The sequence below is a fragment of the Rothia sp. P13129 genome (assembly GCF_048512865.1).
Lineage (GTDB): Bacteria > Actinomycetota > Actinomycetes > Actinomycetales > Micrococcaceae > Rothia.
The window spans coordinates 1-22058 of sequence record NZ_JBLXYA010000009.1; the positions used below are offsets into that span (position 1 = coordinate 1).

General features: G+C 46.1%; 20 protein-coding genes. 17 read left to right on the top strand and 3 right to left on the bottom strand.

Annotated elements, in window-relative coordinates; translation table 11 throughout:
* Positions 1 to 352, bottom strand: a 352-nt coding sequence (locus ACN081_RS06820) for a DUF4870 domain-containing protein (RefSeq protein ID WP_419107340.1), incomplete at its 3' end; no start/stop codon positions are given.
* A 202-nt stretch (positions 353 to 554) separates the two neighbouring features.
* Entirely contained in the window at positions 555 to 1418 is an 864-nt protein-coding gene (locus ACN081_RS06825; protein ID WP_419107341.1) for a DUF3097 family protein, read from the bottom strand.
* 125 nt (positions 1419 to 1543) lie between these two features.
* Between ACN081_RS06825 and hrcA the strand changes: the two genes are divergently transcribed.
* From hrcA to ACN081_RS06885, 12 genes are all read left to right on the top strand, one after another.
* Positions 1544 to 2554: a heat-inducible transcriptional repressor HrcA gene (hrcA, locus tag ACN081_RS06830; protein ID WP_419107342.1), complete on the top strand. Its 1011-nt coding sequence runs from the start codon at positions 1544 to 1546 to the stop codon at positions 2552 to 2554.
* Between the two features lie 67 nt (positions 2555 to 2621).
* On the top strand, positions 2622 to 3746 hold the full coding sequence (gene dnaJ, locus ACN081_RS06835; protein ID WP_419107343.1) for a molecular chaperone DnaJ: 1125 nt from the start codon (positions 2622 to 2624) through the stop codon (positions 3744 to 3746).
* Positions 3747 to 3764: 18 nt separating this feature from the next.
* Entirely contained in the window at positions 3765 to 4526 is a 762-nt protein-coding gene (locus ACN081_RS06840; RefSeq protein ID WP_419107344.1) for a 16S rRNA (uracil(1498)-N(3))-methyltransferase, read from the top strand.
* A gap of 207 nt (positions 4527 to 4733) precedes the next feature.
* Positions 4734 to 5756: a PhoH family protein gene (locus ACN081_RS06845; RefSeq protein ID WP_419107384.1), complete on the top strand. Its 1023-nt coding sequence runs from the start codon at positions 4734 to 4736 to the stop codon at positions 5754 to 5756.
* Entirely contained in the window at positions 5756 to 6262 is a 507-nt protein-coding gene (gene ybeY, locus ACN081_RS06850) for an rRNA maturation RNase YbeY (RefSeq protein WP_419107345.1), read from the top strand. The genes ACN081_RS06845 and ybeY overlap by 1 nt, the downstream gene beginning before the upstream one ends.
* 4 nt (positions 6263 to 6266) lie before the next feature.
* Positions 6267 to 7583: a hemolysin family protein gene (locus tag ACN081_RS06855; protein ID WP_419107346.1), complete on the top strand. Its 1317-nt coding sequence runs from the start codon at positions 6267 to 6269 to the stop codon at positions 7581 to 7583.
* Positions 7584 to 7650: 67 nt separating this feature from the next.
* On the top strand, positions 7651 to 8763 hold the full coding sequence (locus ACN081_RS06860; protein WP_419107347.1) for a GTPase Era: 1113 nt from the start codon (positions 7651 to 7653) through the stop codon (positions 8761 to 8763).
* 98 nt (positions 8764 to 8861) lie between these two features.
* Positions 8862 to 10370 carry an LCP family protein gene (locus ACN081_RS06865; protein ID WP_419107348.1) on the top strand — a complete coding sequence of 503 codons (1509 nt, stop codon included), beginning with the start codon at positions 8862 to 8864 and terminating at the stop codon, positions 10368 to 10370.
* Between the two features lie 257 nt (positions 10371 to 10627).
* Complete coding sequence (gene leuA / locus ACN081_RS06870) at positions 10628 to 12367, top strand: 2-isopropylmalate synthase (protein ID WP_419107349.1); 1740 nt, start codon at positions 10628 to 10630, stop codon at positions 12365 to 12367.
* A gap of 95 nt (positions 12368 to 12462) precedes the next feature.
* Entirely contained in the window at positions 12463 to 13230 is a 768-nt protein-coding gene (gene recO, locus ACN081_RS06875; RefSeq protein WP_419107350.1) for a DNA repair protein RecO, read from the top strand.
* A 2-nt stretch (positions 13231 to 13232) separates the two neighbouring features.
* Entirely contained in the window at positions 13233 to 14009 is a 777-nt protein-coding gene (locus ACN081_RS06880; protein ID WP_419104011.1) for an isoprenyl transferase, read from the top strand.
* Between the two features lie 66 nt (positions 14010 to 14075).
* The gene (locus tag ACN081_RS06885; RefSeq protein ID WP_419104010.1) at positions 14076 to 15158 is read left to right on the top strand and encodes a quinone-dependent dihydroorotate dehydrogenase; all 1083 of its coding nucleotides are present in this window, start codon (positions 14076 to 14078) and stop codon (positions 15156 to 15158) included.
* A gap of 68 nt (positions 15159 to 15226) precedes the next feature.
* On the opposite strand, the gene ACN081_RS06890 is transcribed toward ACN081_RS06885, so the two are convergent.
* Positions 15227 to 15829 (bottom strand): DUF3043 domain-containing protein, encoded by a 603-nt coding sequence (locus ACN081_RS06890; protein WP_419101704.1) that lies wholly within the window; start codon positions 15827 to 15829, stop codon positions 15227 to 15229.
* Positions 15830 to 15886: 57 nt separating this feature from the next.
* Between ACN081_RS06890 and ACN081_RS06895 the strand changes: the two genes are divergently transcribed.
* The 5 genes from ACN081_RS06895 (at position 15887) to ACN081_RS06915 (ending at position 21035) form a co-directional block, all read left to right on the top strand.
* On the top strand, positions 15887 to 17281 hold the full coding sequence (locus ACN081_RS06895) for a dipeptidase (RefSeq protein WP_419107351.1): 1395 nt from the start codon (positions 15887 to 15889) through the stop codon (positions 17279 to 17281).
* Between the two features lie 150 nt (positions 17282 to 17431).
* Entirely contained in the window at positions 17432 to 17788 is a 357-nt protein-coding gene (locus ACN081_RS06900; RefSeq protein ID WP_419101706.1) for a HesB/IscA family protein, read from the top strand.
* A gap of 246 nt (positions 17789 to 18034) precedes the next feature.
* The gene (gene coxB, locus ACN081_RS06905; protein WP_419107352.1) at positions 18035 to 18907 is read left to right on the top strand and encodes a cytochrome c oxidase subunit II; all 873 of its coding nucleotides are present in this window, start codon (positions 18035 to 18037) and stop codon (positions 18905 to 18907) included.
* Between the two features lie 10 nt (positions 18908 to 18917).
* Complete coding sequence (ctaD, locus tag ACN081_RS06910) at positions 18918 to 20627, top strand: cytochrome c oxidase subunit I (protein ID WP_419103426.1); 1710 nt, start codon at positions 18918 to 18920, stop codon at positions 20625 to 20627.
* A gap of 6 nt (positions 20628 to 20633) precedes the next feature.
* Positions 20634 to 21035 (top strand): cytochrome c oxidase subunit 4, encoded by a 402-nt coding sequence (locus ACN081_RS06915; RefSeq protein ID WP_419107353.1) that lies wholly within the window; start codon positions 20634 to 20636, stop codon positions 21033 to 21035.
* Positions 21036 to 22058 lie beyond the last annotated feature (1023 nt).

A 22058-nucleotide genomic window follows, 5' to 3' on the forward strand; every position in this document is an offset into this window, starting at 1 on the left:
GTGAGAGAATGCGTTCAAAGAGAAAAGTATTGAATTTATATTGGTAAGGGTTAGAGCGGTTGACTTTAATTCCAGCACGTAAAGACATGACAGCAAGGTACGTCCACGTCAATGCTGCGATGAGGCCAAATAGCCAACCAATTTTAGGTGTTCCAGCAAAAAGTACCGAAAACACGATGACGATAGAAGGCAAGAGGGTGAAATTAAATGCTTCACGAGCTTCTTGTTCGGCGAAAGGTCCGCGTCCTCGGTAGAGGTAAAGAATAATACCCGAGGGGATGCAACCAATGACACCTCCAAAGTGGGCGAGGGTTGCGATGTTGCGATCCTGCTGGACCGTTAACTTGTTCATAGGTGTGGATGAACCCTCAAACTTAGAGTCAGGGGATACAACAGTTTTCAAAAAACACTCACTCTTCTAAAAGTTGCGAGACAGGCTAAATGATTACGAGATAAAAGATTACAATCCATTCTAGGTCTGATGTGTTCAATCTAGAAGAACTTTTGTAATCTTTTTCTTCACTTTAGTCGAGACCTTTAGCACAGCTGAACCTTTACTCAGGTGATTCCATCAGAAAATCGATTAATTGTTCAACCGGAGCTAACAGAGTAGGTTCTAAATCTTGATAAGAGTTCACTCGTCCTAGAATCTTTTTCCATGCCTGAGCAACATCTTCTTGACTCGCGCAGGGCAACCCTAGCCTTTTGAGTACACCTTTTTTCCATTCTTCTTCACGAGGAATAACTGGCCATTTTTTTATTCCTAGTCGTTGAGGACGTACAGCCTGCCAAATATCAACAAAAGGATGTCCAACAATCTGCACGTTATTCCTAGCACCAGGTATCTGTAATGTCTGAGCCACAATGTGGCTTTCTTTAGAACCTTCTACTAGATGGTCAACAAGAACACCTAATCGTCGGTGCGGTGCAGGGCAAAACTCACGAACAGCATCAGGCAAGTCATCGATACCGTGTAACGGTTCTACCACAATACCTTCAACACGCAAATCATGTCCCCACACTTTTTCAACCAGTTCTGCATCGTGGATACCTTCAACCCAGATACGTGAGGCGCGGGCAACTTGAGCAGGTGCGTTCTCTACAGCAATAGATCCCGAACGACTAATTTTTGGGACACTACGAGTATTCTTTGCGCGAGGTGGTAGGACTTTGACAGGAGTCCCTTCAAGAAGAAACCCAAAACCCAAGGGAAAAGTTTTAATTTTTCCTCGATGATCTTCTAATCCCACCATGCCTTCAGCGCCGATACGCTCATACGTTTTAGCAATCCCAACCCAACCACTATGAACGTCTTCAAGGAGCATTCCTTGAACCAGATGAACTTCTTGTATCTCTGGTTGCCTTCTTTGGTGTAGTTGGTTGAGTTCTTGAGCACCCCACGCATAGTAATTTTCCATAGTAAGTATTTTATTCCATTAGCCCTGAGCGTACGCGCTAGGGTTTTGATAGGTTTCAGTACTACAGTTACATTGGCACTTAAAGTGCAGTAGTGCTAATTTCTCTCTATTTCAAGGTAGGTTCCGTGACGCAATCTCGTCAGCATAAGATCCTCCAAGCAATCGTTGAGGACTATATCAGTTTCCGCGAGCCGGTGGGGTCTAAAGCGCTCATCGAACGCCATCATTTAGGCGTTTCTAGCGCCACGGTTCGTAACGATATGTCTATCCTTGAAGAGCAGGGTCTTATCTCAGCACCGCATTCGAGCGCGGGACGTATTCCCACAGAAAAAGGGTATCGTTTCTTCGTGGACGAGCTTTCTAACCCTCGCCCTCTTTCAGCTGCACAAAAACGAGCGATTCATCGTCTTTTAGATTCTTATGACAGCATCGACGAAATACTTGCACAGACAGTTAAAATACTGTCACAGCTCACTCAGCAAGTTGCTATCCTGCAATATCCTTCAGCACCAGAAAATGTTGTGCGACATATTGAGCTGATACCTGTTGGAGAACATCATGTAACGGTAATGTTGATTAGCAACTCTGGGCAGCTCACCCAACGACTAGCGCAGGTTGAACGGTATAGGGAAGAAGAGCTTGAGTTGCTTCGAACTCGACTCATCGAAAAATGTCAGCAACAGAAATACCATATTGCGCGAGCTCTCTTATCATCGTTCTCTTCATCTCATCATGCCCCTCATAGCTTAGAAAATGGTGTTCTTGACGCTCTAGGGCAGTTGCTATCCCCACGGGACACCTCAAAACTTCTGATTGCTGGAACGTCATATTTGGCGCAATCGACAGAAGATTTTAGTACTAGTATCGCCCCTATCTTAGAAGCTTTAGAAGAACAAGTAACAATGTTGCACTTACTAGCTGAGATGGCTCAAGACCCACGAGGATACGCTGTGCGTATTGGCACAGAAAATAGCGCGGCGCCTCTTGCCGAGACGTCTATCGTGACTTCCGTATATAGCTCGCCTAGTTGTACCGCTAAGCTTGGGGTTGTTGGACCAACCAGAATGGACTATGCGGGCAGTACCGCAGCGGTACGAGCTGTAGCAAAATATCTTTCAAAAATTTTGGGTAGTTAGTTCTCAACGACTAGAATTTCTACAAAATACTTTCAACACATAGCAACACACGATAAGGATGATGTGAGTGAGCAGTCACTATGAAACATTAGGTGTTTCCCCTGATGCAAGCCCCGAAGAAATTAAAAAGGCATACCGTAAAAAAGCCCGCCAGCTTCACCCTGATATTAACCCTTCAGCAGAAGCCGCCGAAGAGTTCAAGCGCGTATCCCATGCCCACGATGTTCTCTCAGACCCGGATAAACGACGTATTTATGACCAAACCGGAAACGAAAACGGACAGGCACAAGGTGGTTTCGGGGGAGCAAACTTCGGAGGATTCGGTGGGTTCTCGGATATTTTTGAGACCTTCTTTAACCAACCGCAACAGGGACCTACGAGCCGAACACGTCAGGGTCAAGACGCTCGCATTACGGTTCGTATCAACCTTGAAGACGCCGTATTTGGTGCAGAAAAACCTATTACCGTTGATACCGCAGTAACCTGCGAAAAATGTGATGGTGACGGTTGCGCTGAAGGAACAGCCCCTATCACCTGTGATACCTGCCGCGGACAAGGATATATGCAACGACAAGTTCAATCTATCCTTGGAACTGTAGTACAGCCTGTCGCGTGCCCCTCTTGTAATACTTTCGGCACTGTTATTCAAAGCCCCTGCCCAGAATGTTACGGTGAAGGACGAGTCCGAGAACGGAAGCCCATCACCATTAAAATTCCGGCTGGTGTTTCTTCAGGCGCGCGTATGCGTCTAGCCGGTTATGGTGAGGCTGGTACAGCAGGCGGACCAGCAGGAGACCTCTATGTGGATCTTCGCGTCAATCAACACGACACTTTTACCCGCGAAAATGATGACTTACATGCCACCATCGCTATTAGCATGGCGGCAGCTGCTCTCGGCACTGAAGTAACCTTAGAAACTTTTGATGGTCCACAAGTAGTAACTATTAAACCGGGTACTCAATCTGGAGATATTGTCACCCTGAAAGGCTTAGGCGTCACTCGCTTTGATCGGGCAGACCGCGGCTCACTCAAAGTCCATGTTCAGGTCAAAACACCCACAAACTTGACAGAAGAGCAACGCGAAATGCTTCAGCAATTTGCTCATAGTCGTCAAGAAGATCTCAAAATTAGTGAAACAGTCCGAGAGAAGCACGGTTTCTTCTCACGTTTTAAAGAACGCTTCGACCGCTAAAAGTACAAAGGATATTCTGTGACCTCACCTATTTTCTATGTTTCCTCTGATGAACTTCAATCAGCAACTCCTGGGCAACTTATCGCCGTGCAGGGGGTCGAAGGGCATCATGCTAAAGTCGTGAAACGTTTAGAAATAGGTGAGGCCATAGACCTCGCGGATGGGAGAGGCATACGAGCCCACGCAGAGGTCGCGTCCTATCTCGATGATGGGTTAGAAGTTCGCGTAGACACTATAGTGCGCGAAGAGCTATCAACTGAAATTATTCTGGTTCAAGCATTAGCTAAACAAGACAGAGATATATTGGCTATAGAAACAGCCACAGAACTAGGTATTGGGGGAGTCATTCCATGGAGTGCTGACCGTTCTATTGTCCGATGGAAAAAAGAACGAGCAGCAAAAGCACACGCAAAATGGAGCAACACTGTCCGCGCTGCAGCAAAGCAAGCACGACGTAGCTGGGTCCCTCAGATTGAGAATTTAGTATCCTCACGTGAGCTAGCTAAATACCTAACCGAAGAAATTGCGCAGGGGGCATTAGCTATTATTTTGCATGAACAAGGAACACTCTCACTGACCCAATATCTCAACGATTCAGAAAACCTACCACAACGTATCTATCTCGTAGTGGGGCCAGAAGGCGGCATATCTGCGCAAGAACTTGAAGCATTTGAAAACGCTGGTGCAACAGTTTGCCTCTTAGGGGAACACGTCTTACGGTCCTCTACTGCAGGAAGTGCCGCACTTTGCGTGATTAATACACTTTCAAAGGCATGGTAGAAGCATACTCAAAAAAATATTTTCCCTCTCAGGAAGAAGTATTTTTCGTTGGCTTCATACTCCGCAGAAGACCAGCACCCCGATAGACTATTGACCAGTGGAGTTTAAGGAGCACCCGTGCAAGAAAACCCTATCAGCGCAATACACCCCCATCAAGATCGCCCGTTATCTGTCGTACGCACATTTTCTTTCACCTCTGATGATGAGATGGTCTCTGTGCTAGGTCCCTCAGATAGTTTTTTGACACTATTAGAAGAGAAATTCCCCGGCATCACAATTCAGCCTAAGAACTTAGATGTGGTGATTACCGGAAATTCTGAACTTGTAACGACCGTTATTCGTCTCTTAGGGGAGTTACGTCATCTCAGTCAACAGTCTGTCCCTATCACAGCTGAGGTTATTTCACGGATTATAGGAATGCTTTCACAAGAGCTTGCAAGCCCTGCTATTGCGATGTCTCATAATATTCTCAGCTCACGTGGCAAGAGCATTCGCCCGAAAACCATTAACCAGAAGAAATATGTAGATTCTATCGACGACAATACCGTTATTTTTGGTATCGGCCCTGCTGGTACTGGTAAAACGTACCTCGCAATGGCTAAAGCTGTTCAAGCTTTACAAGCTAAAGAAGTGAATCGCATTATTTTGACTCGACCAGCAGTTGAGGCAGGGGAGCGATTAGGCTTTTTGCCAGGCTCACTCAACGATAAAATTGACCCCTATCTGCGCCCACTGTACGATGCGCTACACGATATGTTAGATCCCGAATCTATTCCTCGGCTCATGGAAGCTGGAACCATTGAGGTTGCGCCCTTAGCCTATATGCGTGGACGTACGCTCAACGACGCCTTCATCATCTTAGACGAAGCCCAAAATACTACTGTTGAGCAGATGAAAATGTTTCTCACCCGTCTAGGGTTTGGGTCAAAGATTGTGGTTACGGGCGATATTACTCAGATTGATTTACCTCATGGGCAAGCATCTGGTTTACGTCAGATACGTCAAATCCTCGAAGGCATTGATGATATTAGCTTCTCAATTCTTGATGCAACAGACGTGGTACGTCATGCCTTAGTTTCAGATATTGTTTCTGCGTATAACCGTTGGGATGAAGATAAAACCGCTATGGAACGCAAACGTCAACGTAAGGTTAAACGTCAGACTATTGAAGCAGCTGCAGAAAAGCTTCTAGAGAAAACTGGTTTTGAGGCAGAAAAGGATAATAGCTAATGCCCATTGATTTTGATATTGAACTCCTTGACGATTCTGCTGATACGTGGACAAGAGAATCTTTTGCGTCTTTTGACCAGCAGACAATTACAGATTTAGTACACCATACGTTTGAACGTCTACATATCTCAGAAAATACAGAGCTTTCGATAGCTGTGGTTGGTGAAGCAGAGATGGAGCGTATCCATCTTGAGTGGATGGACCTTCCTGGACCGACAGATGTCATGTCTTTTCCAATGGATGAACTCAGCGTTGGAACGGCAGAAAATCTTACAGTTGGCGTTTTAGGAGATATTGTTTTGTGCCCACCAGTAGCTGCCCGCCAAGGTCAGCAAGCTGGACACAGTACTATTGACGAGATGTGCCTGCTAACGGTACACGGAATCTTGCATTGTCTCGGTTATGACCATGCAAACGCTGAAGAAGAAGCAGAAATGTTCGCTCTTCAGCGTTCCATTCTCGAAGCATTTTTGGGACGTCCTGCACCTGTAGAAACACGGTATTAAACTTATGGCTTTCTTTCTCCTTCCTGTCTTACTGATATGTTTTATTGGCTGTGCATACGTACTACGCGCAGTAGAGACCGCATTTACATATCTTCCTTCTACCGAGATGGAGCACCTCAGTAAAGAACGAGGAACCAATAAACTTGCTGCAATTGCTGATTTTCTTGACCCATACATTTTCTCTATTCGGCTTTGGCGTGGCATTTTTGAAACATTTGCAGTAGTGGCAGCGTTTACAGTATTACAACTATTATGGGATGCCGTCTGGATTAGCGCGTTGCTTACAGGGCTTGTGATGTCTGCGGTCAGTTATTTCTTCTTTACCGTGGCGCCACAGAAGTCAGGACGTACACACCCTGAGTTGTATGTTCGCCGTTTTTATCCAGTGGTGTATTTCTTACGTTTCGTATTGGGGCCTTTACCAAATTCCGTGCTTCAACGTCATAAAGATTCTGAGAATGAACCCACCCGTGCAGGATACTTCACCGAAGATGAGTTAAAAGAGTTCGTAGATCGAGCTAGTACTCAATCAACCATTGAAAATGAAGAAGCACAGATGGTTCACTCTATTTTTGAGTTGGATGAGACGCGTATTCGTTCGGTGATGGTTCCGCGTACAGATATGGTCACTATGGACATCGATGAGACCTTAGAAGATGCCATCAATCTTTTCTTGCGTTCTGGATACTCTCGAATGCCCGTTTTAGGTGAAGATTTTGATGATATCCAAGGTTTCCTATATCTCAAAGATGTGGTTGAGGCAACGGTAGAAAATCAAAATAACTCATCTACACACACCGTTGCTTCGCTTTTACGTCCTGCTCGGTTCGAGCCAGAATCTAAACGAGTCATGGACTTGTTACGTCAGATGCAACGAGAATCTACACATGTAGCCATCGTTGTTGATGAGTATGGTGGTACTGCTGGTCTGGTCACCCTCGAAGATCTCATTGAGGAACTTGTTGGTGATATTTCTGATGAATATGACCAAGAAACACCTGAGATTAAAGCTGAACCAGATGGAAGTTTCAAGATTAGTTCTCGTCTTAGTGTTGAAGAATTAGGAGAACTTTTTGATATTGAACTTGATGATGAAGAGGTAGACACTGCCGGAGGTTTACTTTCTAAATACCTTGGCAAAGTTCCTATTATCGGTAGCCAAGTCGTAGTTAACGGTATCGGTATCCGCGCTATTGGTGCTCGTGGTCGCCGTAACCAAATTGGCACATTATTGGTCTGGGCTGCCGATGGTGAAAAGTCCGCAGACAACATATCAAGTAGTTCTCAAGGAGATTTAGGGGCAGGGCACAGGAACATTTAGCTGTGGCTTGTCTTTTATCGCGGTAGAGTATAGAGAATAGTTATATTTATTGAATAAGGGAGTATGTGTGGAGCTTTCCACTTTTCCGGAAGATTTTTCTGCAGGTTTCGCGGTTCTTGTTGGGCGCCCAAACGCTGGTAAGTCTACGTTGACGAATGCGCTTGTAGGCCAAAAGATTGCTATTACATCGAACCGTCCGCAGACGACTCGTCATACGATTCGTGGAATAGTTCATCAGGACAATTTTCAGTTAATCCTTGTTGATACACCCGGATTACACCGTCCTCGCACTCTTTTAGGTGAGCGTTTGAATGATATGGTTGCTCAGACGCTTTCTGAAGTTGATGTTATTGGCTTTTGCATTCCGGCTGATGAAAAAATTGGCCCAGGTGACCGCTATATTGCTTCTCAAATTGCAGCTGCAGGTCATAAGCCAATCGTAGCTATTGTGACTAAAGCCGATAAGGTTTCTTCAGCAGAACTTGCAGAACACCTTCTTGCTGTTCAGGCATTAGGCGAAGAAGTGATGAGTGCAGAACGCGCCCAACGTGCACAGCGTGCTCAGCGGCAGGCAAAGGCTTCTCGTCAGAAAAATACTGTGAAGAATCTTCCCTTCCGTAAGGATACTGGCCCTGCTGCACAACGTGAAAAAGCACGTCGTCAGGGAGAAGGCGAACCGTTCAACACCCCTGTTGTTGACGGCAAAGGCGGATGGGCTTCAATTATTCCGGTTTCAGCGGTAAAAGATTATCAGGTTAATCAGTTAGCAGAGCTTTTTTCGACTTTCTTACCTGATTCGCCACCTTTATACCCTGAAGGTGAACTTACAGATGAGCCAGAAGTTACCCTTGTCGCCGAACTCATTCGTGAGGCTGCACTTGAAGGAGTACGAGACGAGCTACCTCACTCAGTAGCAGTTACTGTCGAAGAAATGCAGCCGCGTGAAGGACGGCCGGAGAATAATCCGCTAGTCGATATTCATGTCAATCTTTTCGTTGAACGACCTTCTCAAAAAGCAATTATTATTGGTAAAGGTGGTTCTCGACTCAGAGAAATTGGTGCAGAGTCCCGTAAGAATATTGAAGCATTATTGGGCACTAAGGTGTATCTAGATATTCATGTGAAGGTTGCAAAAGATTGGCAACGTGACCCTCGCGCACTCGGAAGACTCGGGTTCTAAAATTCTAAATACTCGGTACGTCACCGTTAGACATCTTCTCAGGTCTTAAATAGTGATCGTATAGATATTAACCAAAGTATTACTTTTAGCATTTTCTGATGGGAGAATCAGTGACACACCCAAAGCAGAACTCTTCGGATCCGAATCGTCTTGTAGGGTTTGGTCGACATATGCGTCAAGAGCCGGTACGTTCTCATCGTTACCGGTGGATTGCGTTGTCCTGCGTCGGGGCGTTTCTCTTCATCGTGGCAGTAGCAGGAGTTAATCTTCTGAGGTTGCGTACTAACGTCCACACGGCTTCATTAAATATTGGCGAATATGCTAGTGGAAGTCTCAGTGATGGGCCGTTGGATATTCTGGTGATTGGCTCAGACACACGTGCTGGTAATAATGCAGCGTACGGCAGTTTAGAGGATGCTAATTCAGGGGCTCGTTCAGACGTAATGATGTTGGTTCAGGTCAGCCAAAATCGTCAGGACGTGTCAGTTATTTCTTTTCCTCGAGACCTCATCGTTGATATTCCGAAGTGTACAAGCCCAATAACGGGGATGGTTTACCCAGCTGCTTCTGGATTACAGATTAATGAATCGCTCAACCATGGTGGACCTGGTTGCACGGTAGCGACCATTAGTTCTTTGACCGGTATTAATATTGATCATTTTATGCTTGTTGATTTTAATGCGGTGAAGGCTCTTTCTCATGTTGTTGGCGGTGTTCAGGTGTGTGTGACTCAGGCTATTGATGATTCCTATAGTGGGTTGAAGTTGCCTGCGGGTGTTTCATCAGTAGAGGGAGAACAGGCTCTAGCATTTTTGCGTTCTCGCCATGGTTATAGTGATGGCAGTGATACGAGTCGAATCGCCGCTCAGCAGAGTTTCCTTGCTTCCCTTCTCCGTAAAGTTAAATCAGAAGGTACACTGACTAATCCTACTCAGCTATTTAATATTGCTGAGGCTGTTACACAAAACGTTACGGTAGATAAGGGGCTAACAAACCCGGCAACTCTTGTAAATATTGGTGCGATGTTTGCGTCTATTGATTTGAGCAAGGTAGTGTTCGCTACCGTTCCGAATGAGCCTTATCTTTATGATGCAAACAAGTTGCAATTAGCACCTTCTGCAGAAGATCTCTTTGAACGTCTTCGCGAGGATCGCGGGCTAACAGATAAGTCTGCTCCTGCTCCGGAACAAGCACCAACAGAAGAGACTCAAGAACCTGAGCAGGCAACTGAGGAGCAGGTCTCTTTAGATTATTCTGCTCCGATTACGGTGCTTAACGCTTCAGGCGCTGAACATCGTGAACAGGATATTGAAAAAGTGGTCGCTTCCTTGGGATATTCACATATTACGGCAGAACATTCTGATACTGAATACGCGGCTTCAGCGGTATATTATCCAGCTGGTTACGCGGGACAAGCTCAGCAGATTGCTCAAAAACTCGGTATTACGGTGGTTGAAGGATCAGCTTCTTATGATGCTGTGACTGTAGTGATTGGTCAGGATTTCACATCGGGGGATGTTCTTTCGCAGAAAGAAACGTCTATTGCAGGTGACGCTTCTGGTCAAACTGCTGATCAGGTGAAGTGCCAGCAATCCTATGAATACTAGGTGCATGCTGTAAGGCGTTAAGGGTGTGTAGCTTTGTCATAAAGCTACACACCCTTTTCATATATTGGAATGGGGGAGAGTTGTTTTCTTGAGGATTTTCACTCTCGTGGTACGTTCAAGAGGTGATACATATTTTTTATTTTCTCCTTAGTTGCCGTAACGACCCCTAAAATTCAGTATTGACAAGATCGGATAGTCGTTACGGAGTTCGTTGTCTCCGGTCTTTCTTTTTTCTTCAAGCTAAGGCATCATACACCATGAAAAATTTTCAAAAACCTTCCCCCATGCCGGTACATAAGTACCGCCCTTTTTCTGAAAAGATTGCTGTTGACTTACCTGACAGAACGTGGCCACATAAGGTTGCGACGCAGGCACCACGTTGGTGCGCTGTCGATTTACGAGATGGTAATCAGGCACTTATCGATCCCATGGATAGCGAACGTAAACTAGCAATGTTTAAGCTACTTGTGAGGATGGGTTATAAGGAAATTGAGGTAGGTTTCCCCTCTGCTTCGCAAACCGATTTTAATTTTGTTCGTACCCTGATTGAAGGTGGACATATCCCTGAGGATGTCACGATTCAGGTGTTAGTGCAGTGCCGCGAGCATCTTATCGAACGGACTTTTGAGGCTCTTGCAGGGGCTCAACGAGCCATTGTTCATTTTTATAATTCTACGTCTGTTTTGCAGCGTAAGGTTGTTTTTAATCAAGATCAAGACGGCATCTTAGACATTGCCCTTAACGGTGCACGCTTGTGTATGAAATATGAGGAACAATACGCTTCTTGCACAGAAATCACCTATGAGTATTCACCAGAATCTTTTACTGGCACTGAATTAGAGTATGCGGTACGAGTCTGCAATGCCGTAACCAACGAGTTAGGTATTGGACCTGGGCGCGAAGTCATTATCAACCTTCCAGCAACAGTAGAGATGGCAACTCCGAATGTATATGCCGATTCTGTTGAGTGGATGAGCCGACATCTTGAACATCGAGAACACGTCATTTTGTCTTTGCACCCTCACAATGATCGAGGAACAGGAGTTGCGGCGGCAGAACTTGGGTATCTTGCTGGGGCAGACCGTATTGAAGGGTGCCTGTTCGGCAATGGCGAGCGCACCGGTAACGTCGATTTAGTTACTTTAGGGTTAAACCTGTTTACGCAAGGAATTGACCCTAAGATTGATTTTTCTCAAATTGATGAGGTTCGTCGTACCGTTGAGTATTGTAATCAGCTTCCGGTACATGAGCGTTCTCCATATGGTGGCGACCTCGTTTTCACGGCTTTTTCTGGTTCTCATCAGGACGCTATTAAAAAGGGTTTTGAAGCAATGGAGAAGGCTGCTCAGCAGCAAGGAAAGAGCATTGACGATTTGGTGTGGGAGGTTCCGTATCTTCCGATTGACCCGCGAGATGTTGGCCGTAGTTATGAGGCTGTTATTCGTGTAAATTCTCAGTCTGGTAAGGGTGGGGTCGCTTATCTTATGAAGAAAGATTTTGGTTTAGACTTACCTCGCCGTGCGCAGATTGAGTTTTCGTCGATTGTTCAGGCTCAGACGGATGCTGAGGGTGGCGAAGTTACGTCTGAGAATCTTTGGAGGATTTTTAATGATGAGTATTTACCTCATCATGATACTGCTCAACGTTGGGGAAGATTCTATTTGGATTCCATGGTTGTAGAGTCTCAAGCCGGTGGTGTGACGACCTTGCGTGTGGGGTTGAATGTTGCTGGTCGCCGTTTTGAACGAGTTGGTACGGGCAACGGACCTATTCATGCGATGCAGTCTATTTTCCAGTCTGAAGGTGTTGATTTGAGGGTGCTTGATTATTCTGAGCATACGTTATCTTCAACGTCAGAGGCTCAGGCTGCTAGCTATATTGAGGCAGCTGTTGGCAATCGTGTGTTATGGGGTATCGGTATTGACTCGTCAACGACGTGGTCTTCGTTAAAGGCTCTTACTTCTGCGGTGAACCGTGCTTTGCGTGAAGAGAGCTAGGTCTTTTTGACGCTGTTGGAAACCGGTACAAGAACTTGAGGAGTTCTTGTACCGGTTTTCTGTTGTTCTTTTGGGGATGTGAGATAATGGTCGTTGTGAGTACGGTATCTTCAACCTCTCGTTCGTATACGGACCAGGCATTAGTATTGAGGACCCAAGTTTTGGGGGAGAGCGACCGTATTATTATTCTCTTGACCCGTTCGCATGGTGTGGTTCATGCTGTGGCTCGTGGAGTACGTAAAGGACGTTCTGCTTTTGGCGGTCGGCTTGAGCCTTTTATGTACGTTGATGTGTCTTTACGGTCAGGTAAAAATTTATCGACGGTGACGCAGGTTCAGACTCGGCGTGCTTATACAGGTGCAATTATGGGGAATTATTCTTCCTATATTGTTGCTTCTGTTTTGAGCGAGGTTGCTGAGGCGTTAACCTCTTTTGAAGGTGAGGGTGTTGAGTCTCATTTTCTTCTTTTGGCTGGTGCTTTGTCTGCTTTAGCTCAAGAGCGTCTTCGTCCTTATGATGTTCTTAACTCTTATGTGCTCCGTGCATTAGGGTATGCTGGCTGGGGTTTTTCGCTAGATTCTTGTGCTATTTGTGATGGTTGTGGGGATCCGTGGCGGTTTTCGCCAGAATATGGTGCTGTATGTAAGGTGTGTAGTCGTTCTATTGTTCATTCTAAAGTTTTTGTGATGCCAGAGGATGTTCGTCAGTATTTGATGTTTGTGAGTCGTTCTCAGTGGGATAAGTTAGCTCAGTTAGATACTGAGTTGTTATCTTATGCTGCCTTTTCTTTTGTCTCTGGGTACGTACAATGGCATTTAGAGAAACCTCTTAAATCATTCTCTCTGTTGAAAAAGGATATATAGTTATGCCTGTTTTTCCTGATCCGCATCCTTCTGGGGCTGTTCCTCCGAAGATTCCGCGTCAGTTTATTCCGCGTCATGTTGCGGTGGTGATGGACGGTAATGGGCGTTGGGCTAATCAGCGTGGCTTGCCTCGTAATGAGGGGCACAAGGCAGGGGAGCATTCTCTTGTTGATGTGGTTGCTGGTGCTATTGAGATGGGCATTCCGTACGTTTCTGCTTATGCTTTTTCTACAGAGAATTGGCGTCGCAGTATTGATGAAGTCAGTTTTATCATGCGTTTTGTGACGGAAGTTTTGACTCGTCAGTTAGATACTTTGCAGTCGTGGGGTGTTCGGGTTCTGTGGGCTGGACGTAAGCCAAAGCTTTGGAAATCTGTTATCCGTCAGTTGGAATATTGTCAGGAGCAGACAAAAAATAATACGGTATGCACGTTAGTTATGTGTGTCAATTATGGTGGGCGTGCTGAGATTGCAGACGCTGCTCAAGCTCTTGCTCAAGATGTTGCTGCAGGGGTGGTTAAACCGCATTCTGTGAATGAGAAGATGTTATCGCGGTATTTGTATCAGCCAGAAGTACCTGATGTTGATTTGTTTCTTCGGTCTTCGGGGGAGTTGCGTACGTCAAATTTCTTGTTGTGGCAAAGTGCTTACGCTGAACTGGTATTTCTTGATGTGTTGTGGCCAGATGTCGACCGTTTGGTGCTGTGGGATGCTGTTGAGCAGTATGCTCGTCGTGATCGTCGTTATGGTGGTGCGGTAGATCAAGTTGCGGGGCGTTAGTCATTAAATTTTTTTGAAACGTTAGAATTGTTGTAGCGTTGTATTGCTGATGATAAAGAGGGTGCTATGAGGATTTATCCTGCCTTATTCAAAGTTATTTTTGTCCCTATGGACGCAGAGAAAGCCCATAGGGTGGGGTATTGGGGTATTCGGTTCCTCAGAGCTTCGGGGCTTACTCGTTTGGGACGTCGAGTTTTGCGTCCTGACCCGCGGTTGAGGACCACCGTCATGGGTTTAGATTTTCCTTCTCCATTTGGGTTAGCTGCTGGTTTTGATAAAGAGGCTCGAGCTATTAATGCTTTAGCTGATTTAGGTTTTGGCCACGTTGAAGTGGGGACAGTTACAGCTCAGCCTCAACCGGGAAATCCTCCTCAGCGTCTTTTCCGTTTAGTCAAGGATTATGCGGTGGTTAACCGCATGGGATTTAATAATGATGGTGCCGCTGCGGTAGGTCCTCGTATTGCTAGTGCTAGAGCTGATATTGATGCTGAATATGATTCTCAGCAGGTGCGGCCTATTGTGGGGGTCAATATTGGAAAGACAAAAGTTGTACCTTTAGAGGACGCTTTAGAAGATTATAAGATTAGTACGCGTACGTTGGCGCCACAGGCTGATTATTTAGTTGTCAATGTTAGCTCTCCGAATACTCCGGGGTTACGTTCTTTGCAGTCGGTGGAATCTTTACGTCCGTTACTTGAAGTTGTTCGAGCTGAGGCTGATAAGGTTGTCTCTTCTCGTCGAGTTCCCTTGGCGGTGAAGATTGCTCCGGATCTTGCGGATGAAGATATTAAAGATATTGCACAGTTAGCTGTTGATTTAGGGCTTGACGGAATTATCGCGACCAATACGACTATCGCTCGAGAGAATCTAGGCTTGGTTTCTTCTGCAGAAGAAGTTGCAGCTTGTGGTGAGGGAGGTCTTTCGGGCAGGCCTCTTAAGCCTCGGTCGTTAGAGGTTATTCGTTTGCTCAAAGAATATGTGGGTGAGCGTTTGTCGATTATTGCAGTGGGTGGAGTTACTGATGCTCAGGACGTTCAGGAACGTTTGGATGCTGGAGCTGATTTAGTTCAGGGGTACACTGCGTTCTTGTATGAGGGGCCATTGTGGGCTCACCGTATTAATAAGGATTTATTGGCTTTACGCTCTTGATATATATAAAAATATTCCGTGTTCGTTTACTAAAAAGTAAACGAACACGGAATATTTTTATAGGTTTTTTATCGTGGGTATTCTCCGCGTTTAACCTGTGGCTTCGGTAGGCGGAAGCGTCGAATCATCAAGACACGATTGACCGCATAGAATGCACTTCCTGGTTCGATGTCTGAAAATTTTTCGAGGAGTTTCTTCTTCAATTTACGCCACATCATCCAGCTGTCGAGTGCCCAGATGAGGATGAATAGCCACATAAGAGCAGTGGAGATAAAGCGTAGTTGAGGGGTAAATAGCCCCAGAACGAAGATAAAGATGACAGCAAGAATCATGAAGTCACCAATGTTGAATCGGGCGTCTACATAGTCACGAATATAGCGACGTTGAGGTCCTTTATCTCGTGCTGGTAGATACCGTTCTTCGCCGGTGTGCATTGCTCTGTTTTCGCGTAGGCGTTGTTCACGGATAGCTTCTCGCTCTGCTTGTTTCGCGGCTTTTCTATCAGCCGGTATGAGAGGTTTTTTCCGTGCTGCTTCTCGTTCTTTTCGAGAAGGGGTTGGTCGCCCTTTGGGTGCAGTGTAATGCGGGTTTTGGGGGTCTTCATTGGGAGCTACCGTGGTTTCTTCTACCAGGGGCTCTTGTTCACTAGATTTCTTTTTACGTCCAAACACTCTCTAAGAATATCGGAGAATCTGCAAGAACGCTCATAACCGCGTAATGTTATATCTATGAGTATTGAATCAAAGTTTAGTTTTCCGTATCGTCAGGCTCTTCAAGAGAAGATTGGTCAGGATTTTGAGCAGACTCTTCAAGAGTTGACAGATCTTGTTGCTATCCCATCTATTGCGTGGGAAAGTTTTGATCTTTCTGAGGTTACTCGTAGCGCTCAGAAGGTCAAGGAGTTAGCTTTAGCTGCTGGTTTTCCAGAGGTAGAGATTCTTAGCGCCTCATATGGGCCTGATCAAAAAGAGGGCATGCCTGCTGTTGTTGCAACGAAGCCTGCTGCTGAGGGGTATCCCACCATTTTGCTTTATGCCCATCACGATGTTCAGCCGGTTGGTGATTGTGCACTTTGGGATACTGAGCCTTTTGTGGCTACTCGCAAAGGTGACCGGTTGTATGGTCGCGGGGCAGCTGACGATAAAGCTGGCGTTATGGCTCACTTGTCTGCGTTTCGTGCTGTGAGCGAGGTACTTGGTGAACAGTTTTTAGCTGGAGTGACTCTCTTTATTGAGGGAGAGGAAGAAGCTGGTTCGCCGAGTTTTACGTCGTTTATTCAGAAGTATCGACAGAAGTTGGCTAGCGATGTGATTGTGGTTGCTGACTCGGCGAATTGGCGTGCGGGTGTTCCTGCTTTGACGACGGGCTTACGTGGTGTTGCCAGCGGGTCGGTGGAAGTTCGTGTGGGTGATCATGCTGTTCATTCTGGCATGTTTGGTGGCCCGATGTTGGATGCTCATACTGTTTTAGTTCGCTTGTTGAGCACACTACATGATAGTAAAGGTTCAGTAGCAGTTGAAGGTTTAACTTATGCACCTGAACCTGAGGTTGAATATCCAGAAGCAGACTTCCGTCAAGACTCAGGAATCCTTGATTCAGTAACTCTTGCAGGAGAAGGAAGCATCACCTCACGCCTATGGGCGCAGCCAGCTATCTCCATTATTGGCATGGATATCCCATCAGTAGCCGAGTCTTCTAACACTATTGCGGCGACCTCCCGAGCAATGCTCAGCATGAGACTCGCACCGGGACAAAACCCTCAAGAAGCGCACCAGAAACTTGAAGAGCACTTACTTAAGCATGTTCCGTGGGGTGCAGAAGTTCGATATACGGAATCAGACAGTGGTCAGCCTTTCAGTGCAGACCCAACAGAAGACAGCGTTGAGCTTGCCTTAGCTGCAATGCACAGCGCTTGGGATGTTGAGCCTGCACAAACAGGTATGGGCGGTTCTATCCCGTTTATTGCAGACCTCAAAGAGGCCTTCCCTGAGGCTCATATCCTGATTACCGGAATTGAAGACCCAGATACCCGCGCTCACAGCGCAAATGAGTCTCTATATCTTCCCGATTTTGAGCGCGCCATTTTGGCTGAAGCGCTCATTATTAGCCACCTTAGCCAATAAAGCTATTGCACTTTCTTACACTAAAGCATGTCTCTCAACACGTTAGAGCTTCAGGAAATACTGATAAGGGTATTTTTGTTCTAGGATATTGAGTAACACATACCTTTAGTTTGCTCTTGCAGGCTAAATCCATAAGAGAAGGAATTGGTAATGACCGAAACAGTAACCACTGATACTCCCACACACGGAGTCAATCTGACTGACGTCGCAGCACAGAAAGTACGTGCCTTACTAGAACAAGAGGGCCGAACTGACTTGCGTCTACGTGTTGCCGTTCAGCCAGGGGGTTGTTCAGGGCTAATTTATCAGTTGTACTTCGATGAAAGAGTTCTCGATGGAGACGCTATCCGTTCTTTTGACGGGGTAGAAGTCATCGTTGACCGTATGAGTGTTCCTTACCTCGATGGCTCAACTATTGATTTTGAAGACACTATCGAAAAACAAGGCTTCTCTATCGATAACCCCAACGCGCAAGGATCTTGCGCTTGTGGAGACTCATTCCACTAAGAGTCCTAGACAAAACTTTTGAGAGGGATATTGGCTTGTTACCCATACGACACAAGCTAATATCTCTCTCAAAAGAGTAAAAATACCGAAATAGTTAAGAAATAGCGGCAAGTTCAGTGACACAGTGTCAGCAGAATGAGCAGAATCAAGGTAAGCTCATACTGAAAGAATTTTTAGAGGCGTTTTCTGTCCACACACAGTTTTCGTCTTAGATAGCACGCACACCGCTAAAAGGAAGGGCCGTCTGTGAGTTCGCAGCATCGAACCGGCAGTATCAAGCTCAAGGCATTGGCCACTAACGCCATTGCCTCAGCTTCTGTATTGCTGATGACAGGTTGTTCAGATCAGGCAGAGGTGGGCTGGTTGCCCACAAAGCGTGGAGTTACCGACAACGCAGACACCATCATGGATCTATGGATTGGGTCTTGGGCTGCTGCCATCATTGTTGGGTTGATTACTTGGGGACTAATGCTTTGGTGCATTATCGCTTACCGTCGACGCAAAAATGAAACAGGTTATCCACGCCAGCTGAGCTACCATGCTCCTCTGGAGATCTTCTACACCATTATTCCGGTTATCATGATTGTCAGCTTGTTTACGTTCTCCGATACTGCTGAACGTCAAATTACTGCACCAAAATCTGATAACCCTGACGTCACCATTGAAGTGTATGGCAAGCAGTGGGCTTGGGACTTCAACTACCTAGATTCCAATGTGCATACCTCTGGTGTTCAAGCACATTTGAGCCTCGACGGTTCTGAAGGAGTTGAAGAGACTCTTCCCACTCTCTACCTACCAACGAATTCAACCGTTGATCTCGTTCTTAAAACCCGCGATGTTATTCACTCATTCTGGGTTCCTGCTTTCTTGGAAAAGCGAGACACCGTTCCTGGCATGACCAACCACATGTACTTCACCACTGGTGCTGAAGAAGCTACATACGCTGGTAAGTGTGCAGAGCTTTGCGGCGAATACCATTCGGAAATGCTCTTCAATGTCAAGGTTGTCTCTCCTGAAGAATACGAAGCATATATGAAGAAATTAGCTTCAGACCCTGAAACTCAGGGTATTCTCGGCGATGAATACAACCGTAATCCTAACCAAAACATCCGAAACTAAGAGGTGACCCGTGACTAGCTTGGAATACTCAGCGGATGGGGGTCAGGTTGCCCCCCGCGTGGTACCTAAATCTAAAGGGCGAATCTTCGTCAATTGGATAACTTCCACTGACCACAAAACTATTGGGTACATGTACCTCATAGCATCATTCATCTTTTTCTGCATCGCAGGTATCATGGCTCTGCTCATGCGTATTGAGCTTTTTGAACCTGGCATGCAGTTCTTGCAAACCAAAGAACAGTTCAACCAGCTGTTCACCATGCACGGAACCCTCATGCTTCTCATGTTTGGTACCCCTGCATTTACTGGCTTTGCAAACATCCTTATTCCCTTACAAATTGGCGCTCCGGACGTTGCGTTCCCACGACTGAACTCACTCGCGTTCTGGTTCTTCCTCTTTGGCTCTCTAGTTGCCATCGCTGGGTTTATCACCCCTCAGGGTGCTGCATCCTTCGGATGGTTCGCCTACGCGCCATTGAACAGCACCACCTACTCACCAAGCATTGGTGGAGACCTGTGGGTCTTTGGTCTTGCTCTTCAGGGCTTTGGAACCATTATGGGTGGCGTTAACTTTATTACCACCATCTTGTGCATGCGTGCCCCAGGTATGACGATGTGGCGTATGTCTGTTTTCACATGGACAACTCTTATTACCTCGATTTTGATTATCATGATCTTCCCTCCTCTAGCTTCTGCGCTATTTGCGTTGGGTATGGATCGTCGTCTTGGTGGACATATCTTTGATCCTGAAAACGGTGGCGCTATTCTATGGCAGCACCTCTTCTGGTTCTTTGGACACCCTGAGGTATACGTCCTCGCGCTACCATTCTTTGGTATTGTCTCCGAGATTATTCCAGTTTTCTCTCGCAAGCCTATCTTTGGTTACAAAGGTCTAGTCTTTGCAACGATTTCAATTGCTGCTCTTTCCGTGACTGTGTGGGCACACCATATGTACGTTACAGGCGCAGTAATGTTGCCATTCTTCTCCTTCATGACCATGATGATTGGTGTTCCTACCGGTATGAAATTCTTCAACTGGATTGGTACCATGTGGCGAGGATCAATCACCTTTGAGACACCTATTATTTGGGTTCTCGGGTTCTTGGTCACGTTCCTCTTCGGCGGTCTCACCGGTATTATCTTGGCAACACCTCCACTGGACTTCCACGTATCAGATACCTACTTCGTGGTAGCTCACTTCCACTACGTTATCTTCGGTACCGTGGTATTCTCCATGTTCGCAGGCTTCTATTTCTGGTGGCCAAAGTGGACTGGTAAAATGCTTAACGAACGTCTCGGCAAAATTCACTTCTGGCTCCTATTCACAGGATTCCATATGACCTTCCTCATCCAGCACTGGCTAGGTGTTGTAGGTATGCCTCGTCGTTACGCAGATTATATGCCTGAAGATGGATTCACATGGATGAACCAGCTCTCCACCGTTGGTTCCATGATTCTTGCAGTATCGATGATTCCATTCTTCTGGAATGTTTACATCACAGCACGTTACGGAACCAAAGTTGAAGTTGATGACCCATGGGGCTTCGGCGCATCCTTGGAATGGGCAACATCTTGCCCACCTCCTCGCCACAACTTCACCGCGTTGCCACGTATCCGTTCTGAACGTCCAGCTCTTGACTTACACCACCCAGAACTCTCAACCAACGTTGATGTTGCGATGGCTGCTCGTCAGGCTGTAGCAAGCGGAGAAAGGAAGTAGCCTACGATGAAAAGTATTGCTTGGCTTTTTGGGCTCATTGGAGTCTTCCTCATCCCCGTAGGACTCATCTACGGTTTTATGTCGAAGTTCAGTGATTTAGCAGGATTCCCCGCGATTATGGTAACCGCCATCATGTGCTTATTCCTATCAGGGTTCTTGTTCTATACCGATAAGTTGCATCCGGATCAACCGAGCGATAATGAAGACGGAGAAATTATTGAGGCTGCAGGTGACTACGGCTTCTATTCTCCATGGTCTTGGTGGCCTATCGTTATTGCTGCGGTCTGCGCACTATTAGTGATTGGCTTAGCTTTGGGCTGGTGGATTGTAGGTATTGCGCTTCCGCTATCGGTTCTAGCTTGTGTCGGCTGGGTCTACGAATATAACCGTGGAGATCACGCTCACTAATGAGCTAACTACAGACATCATTGTGTCAATGGTGTTCTAGGTTCACAATGAACCTAGAACACCATTTTTTTATGCCCTCCATTATGAAAAGAACATGGAGTTGAGCATAAAACATCTTCGACTAAAACACATTGTTTACACTAAGAGGTTTTAAGAACCTAAATTGATGCCTACAGAGCGATCGCTTGAGTATCACGCTTATCGAGGTATTGGTTTTGCATAAGCCTGAGCAATAGAGGTATAGAGTATTGGGTTCTGCTGAGGTTTTTAGAGCACACGGGGCAGCAATTTGTGTTTTCGCCCATGCCTTATATTGACGATTTTGAGGTCTGCTGTAAGTCAGGGGGTAAAGGTTCTTTACGGAGTTGCACCTCAGTGCCAGACGTGTGTAAGTAAATTGGGTTTTCTTTTTGGTGGGGCGCTGAGGTTTTGGGTGTCGGTTCGGCATTTTTAGGGATGTACAGGTGCTGGTTGGGCTGAGCACTGCTCCGTCAAAGCCCAGTGGTGTTGTCCACTTAGCACCCCGACAGCAAGAGCGTTACGTAAGTTTTTTCAGAGCTTGCTGACTAGGGAGTTTGTTGTCTCCTTTATTAGTTTGTGATGTAGTAAGTTGACTTGCTTACAGTGTGCGTGATGGGGTTTAACTGTCGCCAATCACTTGAGTGAAGAAGAGCAAGCTTCTACTCTCGATAGTACTTCTTGGAGCAGGAGTGACCCTTGTACTTCAGCAGCATCTAGCAGCTTTCATGCTTGTGTCTCTAGCTGTCTTTGTCATTACCTCAGACGGCAGTTTTGAGAAGATTCCTCCGAGGAAGGAAAAGAATCAACCATACCCGTCTGCTAAGGAAATTAGGAGGTATCGTGAGGAGCATCCAGGAACCTCTATTACCCAGGCGGTAGGAGCGTTGAAGGAGTGAGGGGCAAGCTGGGGAAGCGGTCATAGCCTGATTAAGCTTCAGGAATGATACCTTTCGGCTCAGTTCCAGGCACGCTTGATTGCGGCAATACCTAAACCCATTTTTC

Bases quoted from the DNA above. Each gene is read 5' to 3' on its own strand.
- ACN081_RS06825 (WP_419107341.1), bottom strand. From the start codon at position 1,418: ATGGAAAATTACTATGCGTGGGGTGCTCAAGAACTCAACCAACTACAC.
- ACN081_RS06845 (WP_419107384.1), top strand. From the start codon at position 4,734: ATGGTCTCTGTGCTAGGTCCCTCAGATAGTTTTTTGACACTATTAGAA.
- ybeY (WP_419107345.1), top strand. From the start codon at position 5,756: ATGCCCATTGATTTTGATATTGAACTCCTTGACGATTCTGCTGATACG.
- ACN081_RS06855 (WP_419107346.1), top strand. From the start codon at position 6,267: ATGGCTTTCTTTCTCCTTCCTGTCTTACTGATATGTTTTATTGGCTGT.
- ACN081_RS06865 (WP_419107348.1), top strand. From the start codon at position 8,862: ATGGGAGAATCAGTGACACACCCAAAGCAGAACTCTTCGGATCCGAAT.
- leuA (WP_419107349.1), top strand. From the start codon at position 10,628: ATGAAAAATTTTCAAAAACCTTCCCCCATGCCGGTACATAAGTACCGC.
- ACN081_RS06880 (WP_419104011.1), top strand. From the start codon at position 13,233: ATGCCTGTTTTTCCTGATCCGCATCCTTCTGGGGCTGTTCCTCCGAAG.
- ACN081_RS06885 (WP_419104010.1), top strand. From the start codon at position 14,076: ATGAGGATTTATCCTGCCTTATTCAAAGTTATTTTTGTCCCTATGGAC.
- ACN081_RS06895 (WP_419107351.1), top strand. From the start codon at position 15,887: ATGAGTATTGAATCAAAGTTTAGTTTTCCGTATCGTCAGGCTCTTCAA.
- ACN081_RS06900 (WP_419101706.1), top strand. From the start codon at position 17,432: ATGACCGAAACAGTAACCACTGATACTCCCACACACGGAGTCAATCTG.
- ACN081_RS06915 (WP_419107353.1), top strand. From the start codon at position 20,634: ATGAAAAGTATTGCTTGGCTTTTTGGGCTCATTGGAGTCTTCCTCATC.